General features: G+C 73.5%; 17 protein-coding genes. 11 read left to right on the plus strand and 6 right to left on the minus strand.

Annotation, left to right across the window (positions count from 1 at the left end; genetic code table 11):
- Positions 1-8: 8 nt before the first annotated feature.
- Positions 9-1226, plus strand: a complete 1218-nt coding sequence (locus ACZ4SV_RS17245; protein WP_468005158.1) for a cytochrome P450 — start codon at positions 9-11, stop codon at positions 1224-1226.
- A 79-nt stretch (positions 1227-1305) separates the two neighbouring features.
- On the opposite strand, the gene ACZ4SV_RS17250 is transcribed toward ACZ4SV_RS17245, so the two are convergent.
- Complete coding sequence (locus ACZ4SV_RS17250) at positions 1306-2133, minus strand: diacylglycerol kinase (protein WP_365883833.1); 828 nt, start codon at positions 2131-2133, stop codon at positions 1306-1308.
- Positions 2134-2330: 197 nt separating this feature from the next.
- On the opposite strand from ACZ4SV_RS17250, the gene ACZ4SV_RS17255 reads away from it, so the two are divergent.
- On the plus strand, positions 2331-3614 hold the full coding sequence (locus ACZ4SV_RS17255) for an adenylosuccinate synthase (protein ID WP_365883834.1): 1284 nt from the start codon (positions 2331-2333) through the stop codon (positions 3612-3614).
- Between the two features lie 85 nt (positions 3615-3699).
- Here the strand turns inward: ACZ4SV_RS17255 and ACZ4SV_RS17260 are convergent, their stop codons facing one another.
- The 3 genes from ACZ4SV_RS17260 to ACZ4SV_RS17270 form a co-directional block, all read right to left on the minus strand.
- Entirely contained in the window at positions 3700-4350 is a 651-nt protein-coding gene (locus tag ACZ4SV_RS17260; RefSeq protein ID WP_365941453.1) for a hypothetical protein, read from the minus strand.
- Positions 4351-4469: 119 nt separating this feature from the next.
- A complete protein-coding gene (locus ACZ4SV_RS17265; RefSeq protein ID WP_365876980.1) occupies positions 4470-5165 on the minus strand; it encodes a GntR family transcriptional regulator in 696 nt (231 codons plus the stop codon).
- Positions 5166-5320: 155 nt separating this feature from the next.
- Complete coding sequence (locus tag ACZ4SV_RS17270; RefSeq protein WP_468005161.1) at positions 5321-6676, minus strand: aminotransferase class III-fold pyridoxal phosphate-dependent enzyme; 1356 nt, start codon at positions 6674-6676, stop codon at positions 5321-5323.
- 158 nt (positions 6677-6834) lie between these two features.
- On the opposite strand from ACZ4SV_RS17270, the gene ACZ4SV_RS17275 reads away from it, so the two are divergent.
- A complete protein-coding gene (locus tag ACZ4SV_RS17275) occupies positions 6835-9228 on the plus strand; it encodes a serine/threonine-protein kinase (RefSeq protein ID WP_468005163.1) in 2394 nt (797 codons plus the stop codon).
- 59 nt (positions 9229-9287) lie between these two features.
- Here ACZ4SV_RS17275 and ACZ4SV_RS17280 read toward each other — a convergent pair whose 3' ends face one another.
- Positions 9288-10037 carry an SLATT domain-containing protein gene (locus ACZ4SV_RS17280; protein ID WP_397936267.1) on the minus strand — a complete coding sequence of 250 codons (750 nt, stop codon included), beginning with the start codon at positions 10035-10037 and terminating at the stop codon, positions 9288-9290.
- A 289-nt stretch (positions 10038-10326) separates the two neighbouring features.
- On the opposite strand from ACZ4SV_RS17280, the gene ACZ4SV_RS17285 reads away from it, so the two are divergent.
- The 7 genes from ACZ4SV_RS17285 to ACZ4SV_RS17315 all read left to right on the plus strand — a co-directional run bounded on the left by ACZ4SV_RS17285 (position 10327) and on the right by ACZ4SV_RS17315 (position 16809).
- Positions 10327-10668: a YbaB/EbfC family nucleoid-associated protein gene (locus tag ACZ4SV_RS17285; RefSeq protein ID WP_365877008.1), complete on the plus strand. Its 342-nt coding sequence runs from the start codon at positions 10327-10329 to the stop codon at positions 10666-10668.
- Between the two features lie 73 nt (positions 10669-10741).
- Positions 10742-11341, plus strand: a complete 600-nt coding sequence (gene recR / locus ACZ4SV_RS17290; RefSeq protein ID WP_365876988.1) for a recombination mediator RecR — start codon at positions 10742-10744, stop codon at positions 11339-11341.
- Positions 11334-11996, plus strand: a complete 663-nt coding sequence (locus tag ACZ4SV_RS17295; protein WP_365876991.1) for a DUF5063 domain-containing protein — start codon at positions 11334-11336, stop codon at positions 11994-11996. Before recR ends, ACZ4SV_RS17295 begins: the two co-directional genes overlap by 8 nt.
- 193 nt (positions 11997-12189) lie before the next feature.
- The gene (locus ACZ4SV_RS17300; protein ID WP_365876993.1) at positions 12190-13461 is read left to right on the plus strand and encodes an aspartate kinase; all 1272 of its coding nucleotides are present in this window, start codon (positions 12190-12192) and stop codon (positions 13459-13461) included.
- Entirely contained in the window at positions 13461-14522 is a 1062-nt protein-coding gene (locus tag ACZ4SV_RS17305; RefSeq protein ID WP_365876995.1) for an aspartate-semialdehyde dehydrogenase, read from the plus strand. The genes ACZ4SV_RS17300 and ACZ4SV_RS17305 overlap by 1 nt, the downstream gene beginning before the upstream one ends.
- Before the next feature lie 368 nt (positions 14523-14890).
- On the plus strand, positions 14891-15571 hold the full coding sequence (locus ACZ4SV_RS17310; protein WP_397967995.1) for a SigE family RNA polymerase sigma factor: 681 nt from the start codon (positions 14891-14893) through the stop codon (positions 15569-15571).
- 143 nt (positions 15572-15714) lie between these two features.
- Positions 15715-16809, plus strand: a complete 1095-nt coding sequence (locus ACZ4SV_RS17315; RefSeq protein WP_468005166.1) for a hypothetical protein — start codon at positions 15715-15717, stop codon at positions 16807-16809.
- A 31-nt stretch (positions 16810-16840) separates the two neighbouring features.
- On the opposite strand, the gene ACZ4SV_RS17320 is transcribed toward ACZ4SV_RS17315, so the two are convergent.
- Positions 16841-17632, minus strand: a complete 792-nt coding sequence (locus ACZ4SV_RS17320; protein ID WP_468005168.1) for an SURF1 family protein — start codon at positions 17630-17632, stop codon at positions 16841-16843.
- 156 nt (positions 17633-17788) lie between these two features.
- Between ACZ4SV_RS17320 and ACZ4SV_RS17325 the strand changes: the two genes are divergently transcribed.
- On the plus strand, positions 17789-19594 hold the full coding sequence (locus ACZ4SV_RS17325) for a S9 family peptidase (RefSeq protein WP_468005170.1): 1806 nt from the start codon (positions 17789-17791) through the stop codon (positions 19592-19594).
- Positions 19595-19752: the final 158 nt, after the last annotated feature.

Below are 19752 nucleotides of genomic sequence, written 5' to 3' on the forward strand. Positions count from 1 at the left end.
GTCCGTGCATGGCTGCTGCGGACCTCGCCTTCGACCCGTGGGACCCGGCGTTCCTCGCCGATCCCCGTCCGGCCTACGCCGAGCTGCGGGCCCGCGGCCGGGTGATCCGGTACGAGCCGACCGACCAGTGGCTCGTCCCGCACCACGCGGACGTCTCGGCGCTGCTGCGGGACCGCCGGCTCGGCCGCACCTACCGGCACCGGTTCACGCACGAGGAGTTCGGCCGCACCCCGCCCCCGCCGGAGCACGAGCCGTTCCACACCCTGAACGACCACGGGATGCTCGACCTGGAGCCGCCGGACCACACCCGGATCCGGCGCCTGGTGGCGAAGGCGTTCACCCCGCGCACGGTGGAGCGGCTGCGGCCCTACGTCCACGAGCTGGCCCGGGACCTGGTGGCGGCCCTGGTCCGCGCGGGCGGCGGTGACCTGCTGACGGACGTGGCGGAGCCGCTGCCGGTGGCGGTGATCGCCGAGATGCTCGGCATCCCCGGGGCGGACCGGGCCCGGCTGCGGCCGTGGTCGGCGGACATCTGCGGGATGTACGAGCTGAATCCGTCCGAGGAGACAGCGGCGAGGGCGGTCCGGGCGTCGCGGGAGTTCTCCGACTGCCTCCGCGAGCTGATCGCGGCCCGCCGCCGGGAGCCCGGCGAGGACCTGATCTCCGGCCTGATCGCGGCCCACGACGAGGGCGAGCGCCTCACCGAGCAGGAGATGATCTCCACGGCGGTGCTGCTGCTCAACGCGGGCCACGAGGCGACGGTCAACGCCACGGTGAACGGCTGGTACGCCCTGTTCCGCCACCCCGGCCAGCTCGCCGCGCTGCGCGCCGACCACCGGCTGGTGCCGTCCGCGGTGGAGGAGCTGCTGCGCTACGACACCCCGCTCCAGCTCTTCGAACGCTGGGTGCTGGACGACATCGAGATCGACGGCACGACGATCCCGCGGGGCTCCGAGATCGCCATGCTGTTCGGCTCCGCCAACCACGACCCGGCCGTCTTCGCCGACCCCGGCCGCCTGGACCTCGCCCGCGCGGACAACCCGCACCTGTCGTTCAGCGCGGGCATCCACTACTGCATCGGCGCCCCGCTGGCCCGGATGGAACTCGCGGCCTCGCTGACGGCCCTGCTGGAGCAGGCGCCCGCGCTCACCCTGACGGCGGAACCGGAGCGCAGGCCGAACTTCGTGATGCGGGGACTGCGCGGACTGAGCGTGGCGGTGGGCTGACCCCGGCCCCGGGCGGGCGGCCCGGACGGGCACCCGCACCGGCGCGGGCGTCACCGCCGCGGGGCCGCCGGGGGCGCCGTCACCGGTCGGCGGGCAGGACGAGCCCCCAGGCGCCCTCGGCCACCCGCCAGGTCCGCCGGCGCACCGGCCCGGTCACCGACGCGTCCGCCCGGTAGCGGAAGTCCGCCCCGGTGACCGTCACCGTGCGGCCGGTGGCCAGCAGCGGCGTCGCCTCCGCGCCCACCGACAGCGGTCGCACCTCCACCGCGGCCACCCCGTCCGCGCCCGGCGTCACCGACACCGCCTGCACCGGCTGGTCCAGGTCGATCACCGTCGCGCCGTCCACCTCCACCCGGAGCCGGGCCGGACCGGTGGCGGGCCGCACGGGCCGCGGGGCCAGGGTGCGCACCAGGGAGCGGTACCAGGGCCGGCCCGGGACTGCCGGCACCGGCTCGGCGGCGGTCTCGCGCACCGGCGCCGGCGGGATGCCGAGCGTGCCCAGCACCACGCCGTCGCTGTCGTCGACCAGCAGGTCGAGCCGCCGTTCGACACCGTCCAGGACCGCCCGCGCCGCCGCGACCGCGCCACCGGGCACGCCGAGCGACTCGGCGAGGGCGGTGTCCCCGACCGGCACCACCGACAGCGGGCACCCGGCCAGCTCCCGCCGCCGGTGCAGTACGGCGACCGCCCGCGCCAGGGCCCGGCCGTCCCCGATCACGACCGGCCGCCGTGCACCCCTCCGGCCCAGTGCCCGGGCGAACTCCTCCGGCCCCTCCGGCAGACACAGTTTGGCCGCCGCACCCGCGCTGAGCACGTCTTTCGCGATCCGTACGGACTCCCCGTCCGTCTGCCGTGCCGCCGAATCGATGATCACCAGCAGCTGATCGGACGTCGCGGAAGTCGCCACCTCGGTCCTGCCTCGCTTCCTCGGGTAGCATCTTTGTGCAAGAGCCCCTTGCGCTATTGCGCCAGGGGCTTCGTCTATTCCGGGGCATCCGGTCCGACGGTTGTGCGACCAACGACGGTCGCGGTGGTACGCGGCGGTGAACCTTACGCCCACGCCCCCGACCTTGGACATGCCCCGCCCGGAAGGGGTGTACGCGCGTGCCCGCACTTGTGCTGCTCGGTGCTCAGTGGGGTGACGAAGGCAAGGGAAAGGCGACGGACCTGCTCGGTGGTTCCGTCGATTACGTGGTGCGTTACCAAGGCGGCAACAACGCCGGTCACACGGTCGTCGTGGGCGACCAGAAGTACGCACTCCACCTCCTCCCTTCCGGAATCCTGTCGCCCGGCTGTACGCCGGTCATCGGCAACGGTGTCGTCGTCGACCCGTCGGTCCTGCTCTCCGAGCTGAGCGGTCTGAACGAGCGTGGCGTCGACACGTCCAAGCTCCTGATCAGTGGTAACGCGCACGTCATCACGCCGTACAACGTGACCGTCGACAAGGTGACGGAACGCTTCCTCGGCAAGCGCAAGATCGGCACGACCGGCCGCGGCATCGGCCCGACCTACGCGGACAAGATCAACCGCGTGGGCATCCGGGTCCAGGACCTGTACGACGAGTCGATCCTCCAGCAGAAGGTGGAGGCGGCCCTCGACGTCAAGAACCAGATCCTCACCAAGCTGTACAACCGGCGCGCGATCGCCGCGGACCAGGTGGTCGAGGAGCTGCTGGGCTACGCCGAGCAGATCAGGCCGTACGTCGCCGACACGGTGCTGGTCCTGAACCAGGCGCTGGAGGACGACAAGGTCGTCCTGTTCGAGGGCGGCCAGGGCACCCTGCTGGACATCGACCACGGCACTTATCCCTTCGTCACCTCCTCCAACCCCACCGCGGGCGGTGCCTGCACCGGCGCCGGTGTGGGCCCGACGAAGATCAGCCGGGTCATCGGCATCCTCAAGGCGTACACGACCCGTGTCGGCGCCGGCCCGTTCCCGACCGAGCTGTTCGACGAGGACGGCGAGGCACTGCGGCGCATCGGCGGCGAGCGGGGCGTCACCACCGGCCGGGACCGCCGCTGCGGCTGGTTCGACGCGGTCATCGCCCGCTACGCCACCCGCGTCAACGGCCTGACCGACTTCTTCCTCACCAAGCTGGACGTCCTCACCGGCTGGGAGGAGATCCCGGTCTGCGTGGCCTACGAGATCGACGGCAGGCGCGTCGAGGAACTGCCGTACTCGCAGACCGACTTCCACCACGCCAAGCCGGTCTACGAGACCCTGCCGGGCTGGAGCGAGGACATCAGCAAGGCGAAGACGTTCGCCGACCTGCCGAAGAACGCCCAGAACTACGTCAAGGCGCTGGAGGAGATGTCCGGCGCCCCGATCTCCGCGATCGGCGTGGGTCCGGGCCGGAACGAGACGATCGAGATCAACTCGTTCCTGTAGGCACCGCGCGGTCCCTGGTGCCGGCGCCCGCCGGTCCCGCCTCCGGGCGGGCCGGCGGGCGCCGGCGTCTGCCGGCCCGGCCGGCCTAGCTGAACACGATCATCGAGCCCTGGGCCAGGGAGCGGGTCGCCGCCGCGTGCAGACCCAGCCAGACGTGGCGTTCGCGGGCGAAGGGACTGGGGTCGTACGGGGCGGGGACGGCCGGTTCCTCCAGTTCCGTGGGGGCCGCCGGCGGGGCGGGTGCCGCCGGGGGGTTGGCCGCGTCGATGCCGATCGACGGCGCCACGTACTGCAGTTCCCGCAGCAGGGCGTGCGCGGAGCCCAGCGGGCCGCCGCCCGCGAGGAGTTCGTCGTTCGACAGCGGGTGCGGGAAGTCCACGGGGACGTACGCGCCCGCGTGGTCGTAGTGCCAGACGAGGTGCGACTGCTGGGCGGTCGACTCGAACATCTCCAGCAACTGCTCGTAGTCCCCGCCCAGTTCGTCCACCGGGGTCACCGGCAGGCCGCAGACCTGGAGCAGGTAGGCCCGGCGCAGGAAGTGCAGGGCGTCGTAGTCGAAACCGGCGACCGGGGCGACGTCGCCGGACAGGCCCGGCATGTACTGGTACACCGGCACCGGGGGCAGGCCGGCCTCGGCCAGGGCCTTGTCGTACTGCGCGAGTTCCTCGGCGAAGGGGTTGTCCGGGGTGTGGCACAACACGTCCACGAGCGGTACCAGCCACAGATCACAGGCCAAAGAGAGCTCCTCGCATCGGCGGGCGCGCGGTCACGCACGGCAGCAGGTTCAGGGAAGGGTAGTCCGTACGGCCCAGCAAAGGCGCCCCTCGTACGGACCGTGGGGGCCGTATCGGTCATCTACCCGTTGGTCAGGTGTTCCAGCAGTGCCAGCGAGTGCGCGTTGGAGGCGGCCACCACCGACCGCGCGGTCTCGGCCTCGCGGCGGGCCAGCGCGTCGACCAGCTCGGTGTGCCCGGCCCACAGCCGGCCGCGCAGGTCGGGCAGGCGCAGCAGGTGCTGCACGGCGCAGACCCAGGACTGCACGCGCAGCCGGTGCAGGAAGTCGCCGAGGTAGGGGTTGCCGAACAGGGCGCTCAGCTCGCGCCAGAACCGCAGGTCGTAGCCGATGAGGATGGTCAGGTCACCGGCCGCGGCGGCCCGCTGGGCCTCCTCGCCGCGGCGGCGCACGGTGGTCAGGGCCGCGGCCGTGCGCGGGTCGCCGGGCGGGGAGTGGAAGGCGGGGTGGCCGGCGGTGAGGGCCTGGAACATGCCGTCGGTGACCAGGCTGCGCGCCTCGATCATGTTCCGGTAGTCGGTGACCGAGTAGTCGGGCACGCGGAAGCCGCGGTGCTGGTCGGCCTCCAGGATGCCCTGCGCGGACAGGTCGACCAGCGCCTCGCGGACAGGAGTGGCGGAGACGCCGTACTGGTCGGCGATCTCCTTCACGGTGAACGCCCGGCCCGGGCGCAGCCGGCCCGCGAGCACCTCGTCACGGAGCGCGTCCGCGATCTGCTGGCGCAGGGTGCTGCGCGTCACGGTGCCGTGGCCGGGCATGGTCCGTGCCTCTCCTCACACGTCCGGTTACGTACTTGTTCGACTCGTGATCACACGAGTCTCCATTGCTTACGAGCACGTCACCTTACGCGTTCGAATCGGTTCGAAGGCAGTCGTGGTTCGTCGGTGGTTCGTCTCTTTTCGACTGCCGACGGTCACACCGTGTGCTCGTCCGCCACGCTCAGCGCGGCGTCGAGCGCGGCCAGGCCCTCCTTCAGCTCGGCCTCGGTCGCGTTGCACGGCGGGACGACATGGGTGCGGTTCATGTTCACGAACGGCCACAGGCCGTGCCGCTTGGCGGCCGCCGTGAACGCGGCCATCGGCGCGTTCGCCTCCCCGGAGGCGTTGTACGGCACCAGCGGCTCGCGGGTCTCCCGGTCCCGCACCAGCTCCAGCGCCCAGAACATGCCGGTGCCGCGCACCTCGCCGACGCTCGGGTGCCGCGCGGCCAGCTCGGCGAGACCAGGTCCGACGACGCTCTCGCCCAGCCGCCGGGCGTTCTCCACCACGCCCTCCTCGGCCATCACGTTGATCGTGGCGACGGCGGCGGCGCAGGCCAGCGGGTGGCCGGAGTAGGTGAGACCGCCCGGGTAGGGGCGCTTGCCGAAGGTCTCCGCGATCCGCCCGGACACGGCCACGCCGCCCAGCGGCACGTAACCGGAGTTCACGCCCTTGGCGAAGGTCATCAGGTCCGGTACGACGCCGAACAGGTCCGCCGCGAACCACTCGCCGGTGCGGCCGAACCCGGCCATCACCTCGTCCAGCACGAAGACGATGCCGTACTTGTCGCACAGCGCGCGCACACCGGCCAGGTAGCCGGGCGGCGGGACCATGATCCCGGCGGTGCCCGGCACGGTCTCCAGGATGATCGCGGCGATCGTCCCCGGGCCCTCGAACTCGATCGTCGTCTCCAGGTGCTCCAGCGCCCGGGCGCACTCCTGCTCCTCGGTCTCGGCGTGGAAGCGGGAGCGGTAGAGGAACGGCGCCCAGAACCGGACGACACCGGCGGTGCCGCCGTCGGACGCCCAGCGGCGCGGGTCACCGGTGATGTTGACGGCCTGCTGGGTGCCGCCGTGGTACGAGCGGTACGCCGAGAGCACCTTCGGCCGGCCCGTGTGCAGCCGGGCCATGCGCACCGCGTGCTCGACGGCGTCCGCGCCGCCGTTGGTGAAGAAGATCTTGTCCAGGTCGCCGGGGGTCCGCTCGGCGATCAGCCGGGCCGCCTCCGAGCGCGCCTCGATCGCGAAGGCCGGCGCGAACGTGGTCAGCCGCGCGGCCTGCTCCTGGATCGCGGCGACGACCCGGGGGTGCTGGTAGCCGATGTTGGTGAAGACGAGCCCGCTGGTGAAGTCCAGGTACCGCGTGCCGTCGTAGTCCCAGAAGTACGACCCCTCGGCGCCGGCCACGGCGAGCGGGTCGATGAGGTCCTGCGCGGACCAGGAGTGGAAGACGTGCGCACGGTCCGCGGCCTTGACTGCGGCACCGGCTTCGGGGCTGGGCTGAGGGGTCATGCCGGTGAGGGTAGATGTCCGCGATGCGGAAACGACATCGGCGTCTTGTTCCGTGGACGCGGCGATTCCGCGACAGGTTGTCGACGGCCCGGTCCGCCGTCCCGCCCGGCCACTATTCTCGGTCGTCGCAGACCTATGGGGGGAAGGCGGGCACGGGGATGGAGAAGCTGGGAGCGGGTGATCCGCTCGGGGAGCCCCCGGCCGGCGGCCGGGGGCGGCTGGGGAGCTACCGGCTGCTGGCGCGGCTCGGCGCGGGCGGCATGGGCCAGGTGTACCTGGCCCGGTCCGACCGGGGCCGGACGGTCGCCGTCAAGGTCGTCCGGGAGGAACTGGCCGCGCGGGAGGAGTTCCGGGCCCGGTTCCGGCAGGAGGTGGTGGCCGCCCGGCGGGTCGGCGGGTACTGGACGGCGCCGGTGCTGGACGCGGACACCGAGGCGGCCGTGCCGTGGGTGGCGACCGGGTACGTGGCCGGGCCGAGCCTCCAGCAGGTCGTCGGGCACGACCACGGGGCGCTGCCCGAGCGGTCGGTGCGGATCATGGCGGCGGGGCTCGCGTACGCGCTCAAGGACATCCACGCGGCCGGGATCGTGCACCGGGACCTGAAGCCGTCGAACGTGCTGGTCACCATCGACGGGCCGCGCGTGATCGACTTCGGGATCGCGCGGGCGCTGGAGTCGGAGACCGCGGACGGGGCGGGGCTCACCCGGACCGGGGCGCTCGTCGGGTCGCCCGGGTTCATGGCGCCCGAGCAGGTGCGCGGGGACCGGATTACGCCCGCGTGCGACGTGTTCTGCCTGGGCTCCGTGCTGGCCTACGCGGCGACCGGCGCGCTGCCCTTCGGGACCGCCGACAGCGGGGTCCACGCGCTGATGTTCCGCATCGCCCAGGAGGAGCCGGACCTGACGGGGGTGCCGGAGGGCATCGCCGATCTGGTCCGGGACTGCCTGCGCAAGGACCCGGCGCAGCGGCCGTCGCTGGACACGGTCCTGGAGCGGACCGGCGCGGAGGACACCGTGGCCGGCGGGCGCTCGCGGGACCCCTGGCTGCCGGCCTCCCTGGTCGCCCAGCTCGGCCGGCACGCGGTACGGCTGCTGGAGGTGGAGGACCCGGAGCGGGAGGGCGGCCCCGCACCCGGAACCGACGGGCCCGACGACCGGCCGCTGCCGCCGCGCGCGGACGGCTCGGGCGGCCACCCGGGTGTCGGCGACGGTACGGCGGCCTCGTCGGCGGGTGCGGGGGGTTCCGAGGGCTGGCCGGTGCCTCTGCCGCGCGTGGAGGGCGCCGGTGGTCAGCCGGGCGTCGGTGGCGGGGTGGTCTCACCGGCTGGTGCGGGTGGTTCCGATGGCTGGCCGGTGCCTTCGCCCCGCGTGGACGGCTTCGGTGGTCACCCGGGTGGCGTCGGCAGTACGGCGGTCCCCTCGGCGGGTGCCGGCGGCGTCGGCGGTGGCAAGGTGTCGCCGGCCGAGGCGGGTGGTGTCGATGACTGGCCGGTGCCTCCGCCGCGCGGGGACGGCTCCGGTGGTCAGCCGGTGCCCCCGGCCGGCGCGGGCGGCCTCGGCGGCGGGTGGGAGGCGCCCGGTGCCGACGGCTGGCCGGTGCCCCGCGCGGGCGGTCCCGGTGACTGGCCGGTCCCGGTCGCCGGTGCCGGTGCGGGGCCGGGGAGTGTGCCGGGCGGTGTCGAGTCGTCGCCCGAGCATGCCGCCGTGTCGGACGGCCGGCCCGGCGGGGGCGACCATCCGCCCGGCGTCGCGCCCGGCCAGGCCCCGCCGCCCGCCAGACCTCCGGTGCCGCCCGGGTTCGGGACCGCTCCCCCCGCGCCCTATGGCGCCCCGCACCCCGGGCACCAGCCCCCCGCCTACGGCTACCCACAGCAGCCCGGCGCCGGGCCTTGGGGCACGGGGCAGCCGCTGTACCAGCCCTATGCCGGCGGACCCGGCGCCACCGCGCCGTACGGTCCGCAGGACGCCGGCGGGCCGGCGGAGGAGCGCCGCAGCGGCCGGTCCACCGCGCTGCTCCTGGTGATCGCGCTGGTCGTGGCGCTGGGCGCGGGCGGCTCGGTGTACGCGCTGATGAAGAACGGCGGCGAGGACAAGGACGGCGGCACGGCCGGCCCGGCGCCCACCGGCCGCTCCGCGCCCCCGGTCACCTCGCCCGGACCGACCGCCTCGAAGGACTCCGCCTCGCCCTCGGCCGCCGGGGCCGTCCCGGACGCCTATCTGGGCACCTGGCGGACGGTCATCGGCAACGCGAGCGGGACCAACACCCGCGAACTGACCATCCGGCAGGGCGAGGTGGGCGACACCGTGCTGACGCTGGTCGCGGAGGGGCCGGCCGAGGGCGGCGGGTCGTACCACTGCGTCTTCGAGGCGGAGCTGGCCGCACGGCCCGCCGGCGACGGTCCGCTGGCGATCGGGCCGTCCACCGTCACCTCCGGGGAACCCGCGTCCTCCTGCGCCCCGGGCGAGGCCACCGAGGTCAGCCTGTTGCCGGACGGCCGGCTGAAGCGGGCCAAGGCGACCGGCGAGGAGAGCCTGACGTACGACAAGGAGTGACCGGGCGGCCCGACGACGCCCCGGCGCGACCGGGGCCGGCATGATCCGGAGGAGAGGCGCTAACGCGGCTCCGGGGGCCGCTGCCGCGGCATGTTCGGCCGGTTTCCGTTCACCGGCGGCAGCGGCAGCCGGCCGCCCGCGCCCCCGGCCTCCTGCCGCGGCACCGCCGCCACCGCCGTCTGGATGCCGAGCGGGGCCGAGCCCGTGCGGAACTCCACCATCCAGTCGGTGGTCTCCGTGCGCACCAGCTCCGTGACGTCCTCCGAGAAGCGCCGCAGCACCGCCAGGCACCGCTCGGCCGCCTCGCTCGCCGTGCCCTCCGCCGGTCCGAGCACCTCCCGCACGCTCTCCGACGCCCAGTCGAACTGCAACACCTGGAGCCGCCGCTGCACCGCCTGGGCCGTGGCGACGTCCCTTATCCAGCCGGAGGTGAACCCGAAGAACCGGTCGGTGCCCACGCCGGCGACCCCGAGCAGCAGGGCCAGACAGCCCCAGGGCGCCACGCCGTCGGCCGCGCCGGTGAGGTCCAGCAGCGGCAGCGCCGCCCCGGCCACCGCGCCGGACGCCGCCGCGACCCGCAGCGCGCGCGCCCCGCGCCGCTTCCAGATCCGGTCCCGCAGATACCAGGCGGCCGTCTCCAGCGCCCGGCGCTCCACCCACCGGTACAGCTCGTCCAGCCGTTCGGCGGGCTCGCCCCAGTCCCCGAGCGGGAAGGCCCGCCCGGTCAGATCGCCCGGCCGCAGCCCGGCCGCGCCCTCGCCCCGCCCGTCCTGAGGCGGACCCTCGGGCTGCATCTCCGGCTGACCCACCCGGCACTCCCTACTGATCACGACCGGTCGCGTTGCGTGACATTCCATGCCGACGCGCGGCCACCTTCCTACCGCCCAACGGGTGGCGGAGAGGGAGCTTCGCCGCCTTTTCCGCTCGGAAGAGGGTCTTGATCAGGTAGAGGACTGGGGGCATCCTCACTCGAAAGAGTGGCAGGGCAGTGGCCGCGTGGACCACGTAGGCTCGTTGACGACTGAGGAGATGCCGCGGACGTCCTGGACGCCCGCGGGCATCGCAGACGACGACACGGAAGACGGCGAGGAGCTGATCGTGATCCCCGGTGGCCAGCCCAACATGCAGCAGTTGCTCCAGCAGGCGCAGAAGATGCAGCAGGACCTGCAGCGGGCGCAGGAGGAACTGGCGAACACGGAGGTCGACGGCCAGGCGGGCGGTGGCCTGGTGAAGGCCACCGTGACCGGCGCCGGTGAGCTGCGCGCGCTGAAGATCGACCCGAAGGCGGTGGACCCGGAGGACACCGAGACCCTCGCCGACCTGATCCTGGCGGCCGTCCAGGCGGCCAACGAGAACGCGCAGTCGCTCCAGCAGCAGAAGCTGGGCCCGCTGGCGCAGGGGCTGGGCGGCGGCTCCGGCATCCCGGGCCTGCCGTTCTGAGGACTCCGCCTTCCGAGCGGAGGCGGAAGCCAACTACCGTACGTACCGAAAGGTCTCCAGGAAGGGCAGTCCGTTGTACGAAGGCGTGGTCCAGGACCTCATCGACGAACTGGGGCGGCTCCCCGGCGTCGGTCCCAAGAGCGCGCAGCGGATCGCCTTCCACGTGCTGCAGGCTGAGCCGGCCGACGTGAAGCGGCTCGCGCACGCCCTCCTGGAGGTGAAGGCGAAGGTCCGCTTCTGCGCGACCTGCGGCAACGTGGCGCAGGAGGAGCTGTGCGGCATCTGCCGCGACCCGCGCCGGGACGTCTCCGTCATCTGCGTGGTGGAGGAGCCGAAGGACGTCGTGGCGATCGAGCGCACCCGTGAGTTCCGGGGCCGGTACCACGTGCTCGGCGGCGCGATCAGCCCGATCGAGGGCGTGGGACCCGACGACCTGCGTATACGGGAACTTCTCGCGCGGTTGGCCGACGGGACGGTCACGGAGCTGATCCTGGCCACGGATCCGAACCTGGAGGGCGAGGCGACGGCGACGTACCTCGCCCGCATGATCAAGCCCATGGGCCTGAAGGTCACCCGCCTGGCCAGCGGCCTCCCGGTGGGTGGCGACCTGGAGTACGCGGACGAGGTGACCCTCGGCCGCGCCTTCGAGGGGAGACGACTGCTAGATGTCTGACGCCACGCTGCATGCCACGACACGGGACCCGGACGACTTCGCGGTGCAGATCGCGGACCAGATGGAGAGCTTCCTGGTGGCCGTCACGGAGGTGGCGAGAGGCGACGAGCCGGAGTCGGCGGTCCCCTTCCTCCTCCTTGAGGTCTCCCAGCTCCTGCTGGCCGGCGGCCGGCTGGGCGCCCACGAGGACATCGTCCCGGAGGAGCGCTACGAGCCGGACCCGGGCCCCGAGCCGGACCTGGACGAGCTGCGCATGAACTTCGCCCGGCTGCTGGACCCGGTCGACGTCTACTCCGAGGTCTTCGACCCGTACGAGCCCCGCAAGGCGCCCGTGCCGGCGAGGATCTCCGACGACCTCGCCGACATCATCACCGACCTGCGGCACGGCATGGTCCACTACCGGGCGGGCCGCACCACCGAGGCCCTGTGGTGGTGGCAGTTCTCCTACTTCTCCAACTGGGGACCCACGGCCTCCGCGGTGCTGCGCGCCCTGCAGTCCGTGCTCATCCACGTCCGGCTGAACCAGCCCCTGGAGGAGCTGGACGGCCTGGACACCGACCAGGCCGACATCGGCGACGAGACGCTGGAGTTCGAGGCGGGCCGGGTGATGGCGGAGGAGATCGGCGGACCGCTGGGGATCCGGCCGGGCTCGTAGGCCGGACCCGCCGTACCCGCCGGGGCCGCGTCCCGCGGCGCTGTGACCCGGGGCACGTTCCGCGTGGCCGGGCGCACGGTGGGCAGGTTCCGGTCGCGGGCGCGCCGGATGTCTCACCATGCGGGACCAGGGTGGGGGAATTCGGGCGCTCGTTAGACTGAGCCGACATCAACGAACCGAGCGAGGAGCGCACGTGGGCCTTGTCGTGCAGAAGTACGGAGGCTCCTCCGTAGCCGATGCCGAGGGCATCAAGCGCGTCGCCAAGCGGATCGTGGAAGCGAAGAAGAACGGCAACCAGGTTGTCGTCGTCGTTTCCGCGATGGGCGACACGACGGACGAGCTGATCGATCTCGCCGAGCAGGTGTCTCCGATGCCTGCCGGGCGGGAATTCGACATGCTGCTGACCGCCGGAGAGCGGATCTCCATGGCCCTGCTGGCGATGGCGATCAAAAACCTGGGCCACGAGGCGCAGTCCTTCACCGGCAGCCAGGCAGGCGTCATCACCGACTCGGTCCACAACAAAGCCCGGATCATCGACGTCACGCCGGGCCGCATCCGCACCGCGCTGGACGAGGGCAACATCGCGATCGTCGCCGGTTTCCAGGGCGTCAGCCAGGACAAGAAGGACATCACCACGCTGGGCCGCGGTGGGTCCGACACGACGGCCGTGGCGCTGGCCGCCGCGCTCGACGCCGAGGTCTGCGAGATCTACACCGACGTCGACGGCGTCTTCACGGCCGACCCGCGGGTGGTCAAGAAGGCCCGGAAGATCGACTGGATCTCCTTCGAGGACATGCTGGAGCTGGCCTCGTCCGGTTCCAAGGTGCTGCTCCACCGCTGTGTGGAGTACGCCCGCCGCTACAACATCCCGATCCACGTCCGGTCCTCGTTCAGCGGACTGCAGGGCACGTGGGTCAGCAGTGAGCCGATTGGGGACAAGAAGGTGGAGCAGGCCATCATCTCCGGTGTCGCACACGACACCTCCGAGGCCAAGGTCACGGTCGTCGGTGTGCCGGACAAGCCGGGTGAGGCCGCCGCGATCTTCCGGACCATCGCCGATGCCGAGATCAACATCGACATGGTCGTGCAGAACGTGTCCGCCGCCGCCACCGGTCTGACGGACATCTCCTTCACCCTGCCGAAGACCGAGGGCCGCAAGGCCATCGACGCGCTGAAGAAGAACCGTCCCGGCATCGGCTTCGACTCGCTGCGCTACGACGACCAGATCGGCAAGATCTCCCTGGTCGGCGCCGGTATGAAGACCAACCCGGGGGTCACCGCCGCCTTCTTCGAGGCGCTGAGCGACGCGGGCGTGAACATCGAGCTGATCTCGACCTCCGAGATCCGCATCTCGGTCGTCACGCGCGCCGACGACGTGGCGGAGGCCGTCCGCGCCGTGCACACCGCCTTCGGGCTGGACTCCGACACCGACGAGGCCGTCGTCTACGGAGGCACGGGCCGCTGATGGCACCGACCGGCAGGCCGACGCTCGCGGTCGTGGGGGCGACCGGAGCGGTCGGCTCGGTCATGCTCCGGATCCTGTCCCAGCGGGCGGACGTCTGGGGCGAGATCCGCCTGTTCGCCTCGCCGCGCTCGGCCGGCCGCAAGCTGGCCGTGCGGGGCGAGCAGGTCGAGGTGGCGGCCCTGACGGAGGACGCCTTCGCCGGGGTCGGCATCGCGTTGTTCGCGGTGCCCGAGGAGGTGGCCGCGGTCTGGGCGCCGGTCGCCGCCGCGCACGGCGCGGTCGTCGTCGACGGCTCCGGCGCCTTCCGGCAGGAGCCGGATGTGCCGCTCGTCGTGCCCGAGGTCAATCCGCACGCGGTGCGCACCCGCCCGCGCGGGATCGTCGCGAGCCCCGATGGCACGACGTTGACGATGATCGTCGCCCTGGGCGCGCTGCACGCCGAGTTCGGCCTGCGCGAGCTGGTGGTGTCCTCGTACCAGGCGGTGAGCGGGGCCGGGCGGGCCGGCGTGGAGACGCTGCGGGCCCAGCTCTCGCTGGTGGCCGGCACCGAGCTGGGCACCACGCCCGGGGACCTGCGGCGGGCCGTCGGGGACGACACCGGTCCGTTCCCGGAGCCGGTCGCGCTCAATGTCGTCCCGTGGGCCGGCTCGCTGCGCGAGGACGGCTGGTCGTCGACGGAGATGGCGGTCCGCGACGAGTCCCGCAAGATCCTCGGTCTGCCGCGGCTGCCGGTCGCCGTGACCTGTGTCCGGGTGCCGGTGGTCACCACGCACTCGCTGACCGTGCACGCCCGCTTCCAGCGCGAGGTCCCGCTCGACGGCGCCCGGGAGATCCTCGCGACCGCGCCGGGCGTGGTGCTGTGCGACGATCCGGCCGCCGGCGAGTTCCCGACGCCCGCCGACGTGGCGGGCACCGATCCGGCCTGGGTGGGCCGGCTGCGCCGGGCCCTGGACGATCCGGCCGCGCTGGAGCTGTTCGTGTGCGGCGACAACCTGCGCAAGGGCGCGGCGCTGAACTGCGCCCAGATCGCCGAGCTGATCGCGGCGGAGACCTCCGGCTGACCGGGCCGGGGCCGAATGTCCGTCAGGCCCCCGCAGCTTTGTAGAACTTTGTAATATCTACGTAAGCAGTGTGGCCGGGAGCATGGTCCAAAACCCTTGAACCGCCCCTCTTCGGCAGCAGAGGATTTCACTCCCCGCCCTTCCGCAACCGTACGGAGGGCGGGGAGCGTCTTTGCGGTCACCCTTGCGGGACCTGGGGACGTGATGATCCTGGCGTGGGGACGCCGTGATCGGGGCGTGGGGACGCCCGTTCAAATGGGACATAAGGGAAGAGCGGGACGCATGACGGCAGTTGAGGTACCGCCGGTGGTCGCACATGTGACGCCCGGCACGTACAACCCCGGAGGGGGGATGCGTGTCCAACTGGCGTGGCAGAGGTACTCGAACTCAGTGTGGCCCGCGGCGGCTCGGCCCTGCGGCCCCGTGCGGCGCTCCGGCCCCGTGCGTCCGGCGGCATGCCGGTGATCGCGCCCATGCCCGCAGCGCGGCCCGCCCGCATACCCAGTCAGCGTGACGGCGCCGAGGATGTCGCGGGCGCCGTGACGGCCGAGGCCGCCGGGACCACCGTCGACCACCTCACCGAGACCTACCGGGCGCACTACCGCTCGCTGCTCGGCCTCGCCGCACTGCTCCTCGACGACACCGCCTCCTGCGAGGACGTCGTCCAGGAGGCCTTCATCCGCGTCCATTCGGCCCGCAAGCGCGTCCGCGACCCCGAGAAGACCCTCGCCTATCTGCGGCAGACGGTCGTCAACCTCTCCCGGTCCACGCTGCGCCGGCGCATCCTCGGTCTGAAGCTGCTGGCCAAGCCGATGCCCGACATGGCGAGCGCGGAAGAGGGCGCCTACGACCGGCTGGAGCGTCGGGACCTGATCAAGGCGATGAAGGGCCTCCAGCGCCGCCAGCGCGAGGTGCTGGTGCTGCGCTACTTCGCGGACATGACCGAGGCCCAGGTCGCCGAGACGCTCGGCATATCCCTGGGTTCGGTGAAGGCGTACGGCTCACGGGGGATCGCCGCGCTGCGGGTGGCCATGGAGCAACCGGTATGAGCGCCCACGCCGAAGGGCGCGACGCCCGTGACGGCCACGCCGGCGAGCGCCACTCCCACGAACGTCACGAGCCCTACGCCTGGCACGAGCCGACAGACGGCCAGGGGCAACCGCACACGCCAACGCACGCTGGGAACGCAACTGTGAACCACGGCCCCCAGGACAAGGGCCCCGACAGACTCGGCCCGGACACCGACGGGCCGGCCGGGCCCGCCGGATCCGCCCCGGACGAACTGGCCCTGCGCCGACTGCTGCACTCGGCGGTCGACGGCATCGAACCGCGCCGGGGCACCCTGGACCATCTGCGCCGGGCCGTCCCCGCGCGCCGCGCCCGCAAGCGGCAGGCGGTCGTCGGGCTGGCCGCCGCGGCCCTGTTCATCGGTACCGCCATCCCCGCCCTGGTGCACGTCTCCCAGACCGGCGGCACCGACCCCAACACCGCCATGGCCGGCCAGACCTCCCAGGCCCAGGGCGGCACCGGCCAGGGCAAGGACAAGGGCAGCCCGGACAAGGGCGGCCACCCGGACACCGGGAGCACGACGGTCAAGCCCGGCCGGGAACCGGGCAAACGCGACGAGGAGCCCGAGCGGGGCGGCCACAGCGGCACCGCGCCCGGCGGCACCGGCCCGTCCGCCACCCCGTCCGCCGGCACCCCGCCGTGCACCCCGGCCCAGCTCGGCTCCGCCACCGGCACCGTGAACGCCCCCGACTCCGCGGGCGTCGTCTACGGCACCTTCCGCGTCGCCAACGTCTCCGGCACCGCCTGCACCGTCGACGGTCCCGGCAGCGTCACGCCCCTGGCGCAGGGCGCCGCCGACCCGGCCAAGATCTCCGCGGCCCGGCACACGGCCGGGGACGCGGCCACCGCCCTGCCCGACCCGTCCGTGGAGGTCGCCACCCTGGTCCTCCAGCCCGGTGAGGCGTACGCGGAGCAGTTCGCCTTCGTGCCCTCCGAGACCTGCCCCGCCACCGGCGGCACCGGCACCACGGGCAGCCCCGGCACGGGCGACCCGTCGCCGGACCCGACGCCGACCGAGGAGACGAGCGCGACCGGCGGGACGACCGACACCACCGGGGCCGCGGGCCCCACGCCCCAGCTCGTCACCGAGGACGGCACGGCCGACGGCAGCGTCGCGGTCACCCACACGGCGCAGGGCGGCGCACCGGCGGCGACGGCGGTGGTACCGGGCGCGTGCGCGGGCACGGTGTACTACACGGGGCTGCTGGCGGGCTCCTGAGGCACCGCGGGCGGCGTCTCGGCCCGCGGGCTCAGCCGCTCGCCACCGGGGTCTGCTCCGGCTCCTGCGGGACCAGCCCCAGCGCGGCGTCCCGCTGGAACTCCAGCTCCCGGCGCAGCAGCCGGAACCACATGAACGCCACGAAGCCCGCGAACACGAACCACTCCCCGGTGTACCCGAGGTTCTGGAACGCCTTCAGGTCCAGTCCCGTACCGCTCGGCGCGCTCGCGGGCACGGCCTTCATCCCGGCGTCGCCCCGGTCGAGTGTCACCCACGCGTCGTACAGCCGGTACGGCACCAGGTTGACCAGTGACGCCGGGCTGATCGCCGCCGTCTGCCCGGCGGGCAGTCCGCTCTGCGCGCCGACCCCGTTGTCCCCGGGCGTCTCCGGGGCCTGGAGCGCGCCGGTGACGGTGACCTCGCCGGCGGGCGGCGCGGGCGCCTTGGCCGGATCCGCCGTCCCCGGCAGCCAGCCGCGCACCACGGGCAGCGCCTTGCCGGAACCGGTGCGCAGCAGGCCGAGGACGTAGAAGCCGGGCTTGCCGTCCAGCTCCCGGCCGGGCACCAGCAGCTGCTCGCCGTACCGCCCGCTCGCCGTGACCCGCCGCCCCGCGGGCCCCTTGTCGACGGGCACCATCGAGTCCAGCGGGCGCGCGGCCTCGTGCCGGCCGGCGGCGGCCTGCTCGGTCGCGGCGCGGTGGTCCTGCACCCGGCCCTCGAACCGGCCCAGCTGCCAGGACCCCATGAAGACGCAGAACGGGATGGCGAGCAGCACGAAGACGTTGATGCCCCACCAGCGTGGTGTCAGCAGAAACCGGTACACGCCCTCCACGGTACGGCGCCGCCGGCGGGCCGCCGCCCGCGGGTCGGCCCCTGCCGGTGCCCGGACGCGCCGCGGACGGGAAGTTATCCACAGGCTGGGCACACCCGTCCCCCACTTGTCGGCGCGGCCAGGCAGTATGGGCGCATGACTGGGGCCATGAGTGAGAGCAGCACACCGGACACGCCGGACATGCCGGACTGGGAGAAGCGCTTCCGGGCGCCGCGGGTCTCGCTGCCCGACTGGGCGGAGGACGCGCCGGACCGCTCCCTGTTCGTGTCGAACGCGACGGGGACGTACGAGCTGTACGCCTGGGACCGGGCCACGGGCGAGCAGCGGCAGGCGACGGACCGGCCGAACGGCACGACGGACGGCGTGCTGTCCCCGGACGGCGCGTGGATCTGGTGGTTCGACGACAAGGACGGCGACGAGTTCGGCGTCTGGCGCCGCCAGCCCTTCACGGGCGGCCCGGACGAGCCGGCCGTGCCCGGTCTGGCCCCGTCGTACCCGGCCGGTCTGGCGCTGTCCCGGGACGGCCGCACGGCGGTCGTCGGCCGCTCCACGGACGAGGACGGCACGACGATCCACCTGGCCCGGCAGGGCGCGGAGCCGGTGGAGATCTACCGCCACCGCGAGTCGGCGGGCGTCGGCGACCTCTCGCACGACGGCTCCCTGATCGCGATCGAGCACACCGAGCACGGCGACGCCATGCACGCGGCCCTGCGCGTGCTCCGCCCGGACGGCACGACGGTCGCCGAGCTGGACGACACCAAGGGCGGCACCGAGGAGCTGGGCCTGGAGGTGCTGGGCTTCGCCCCGGTCGACGGCGACACCCGGCTGCTCATCGGCCACCAGCGCCGGGGCCGCTGGGAGCCGCTGGTGTGGGACGTGGCCACGGGCGAGGAGACGGACCTGGCCCTGGAGCTGCCGGGCGACGTCGGCGCGGAGTGGTATCCGGACGGCTCGGCCCTGCTCGTCGCCCACGGCTTCGAGGCCCGCAGCGAACTGTTCCGGTACGACCTGGCGGCCCGCGAGCTGACCCGCATCCCCACCCCGCCCGGCACGGTCTCCGGTGCCACGGCCCGGCCCGACGGCAGCGTGGAGTACCTGTGGTCGTCGGCCGCCGAGCCGCCGGCGGTGCGGTCCACGGCCGGCGGTGTGGTGCTGGACCCGCCCGGCATGGCGTGTCCGCCGTCGGTGGCCGTGGAGGACGTCTGGGTGGACGGCCCCGGCGGCCGCATCCACGCCCTGATCCAGAAGCCGGCCGGCGCCACGGGCCCGCTGCCCACCGTCTTCGACCTGCACGGCGGCCCGACCTGGCACGACAGCGACTCCTTCGCGGCGGGTCCGGCCGCCTGGGTCGACCACGGCTACGCGGTGGTCCGCGTCAACTACCGCGGCTCCACCGGCTACGGCCGCGCCTGGACCGACGCCCTCAAGCACCGGGTGGGCCTGATCGAGCTGGAGGACGTGGCCGCGGTCCGCGACTGGGCCGTCTCCAGCGGTCTCGCCGACCCCGCCCGCCTGGTCCTCACCGGCGGCTCCTGGGGCGGCTACCTCACCCTGCTGGGCATCGGCACCCAGCCGGAGGCCTGGGCGCTGGGCATCGCGGTGGTGCCGGTCGCGGACTACGTCACCGCGTACCACGACGAGATGGAGGCCCTGAAGGCCATGGACCGCACCCTGCTGGGCGGTACCCCCGAGGAGGTCCCGGAACGCTTCGAGGCGTCCTCCCCGCTCACCTACGTCGACCAGGTCAAGGCCCCGGTCTACATCTCGGCGGGCGTCAACGACCCCCGCTGCCCGATCCGCCAGATCGACAACTACGTCAAGCGCCTGGAGGCCCGCGGCGCCACCCACGAGGTCTACCGCTACGACGCGGGCCACGGCTCCCTGGTGGTGGACGAACGCATCAAGCAGGTGCGGCTGGAACTGGAGTTCGCGGAGCGCCACCTGGGCCGGTAGAGCCCGGCCCCCGCCGACGGGGGCCGGCGGAGCCGCCCCGGGCCTTGGGGCGCCCCGACCTCCGCCCCGGCCTCCCGGGTCGCTCCGGCCTCTCGGGTCGGCCCGGCCCCGGATCGTCCTGGCCGCCGGGTCGTCCCAGCCTCCGAGCCGACCCGGCC

The organism is Streptomyces sp. NPDC027672 (genome assembly GCF_055566335.1).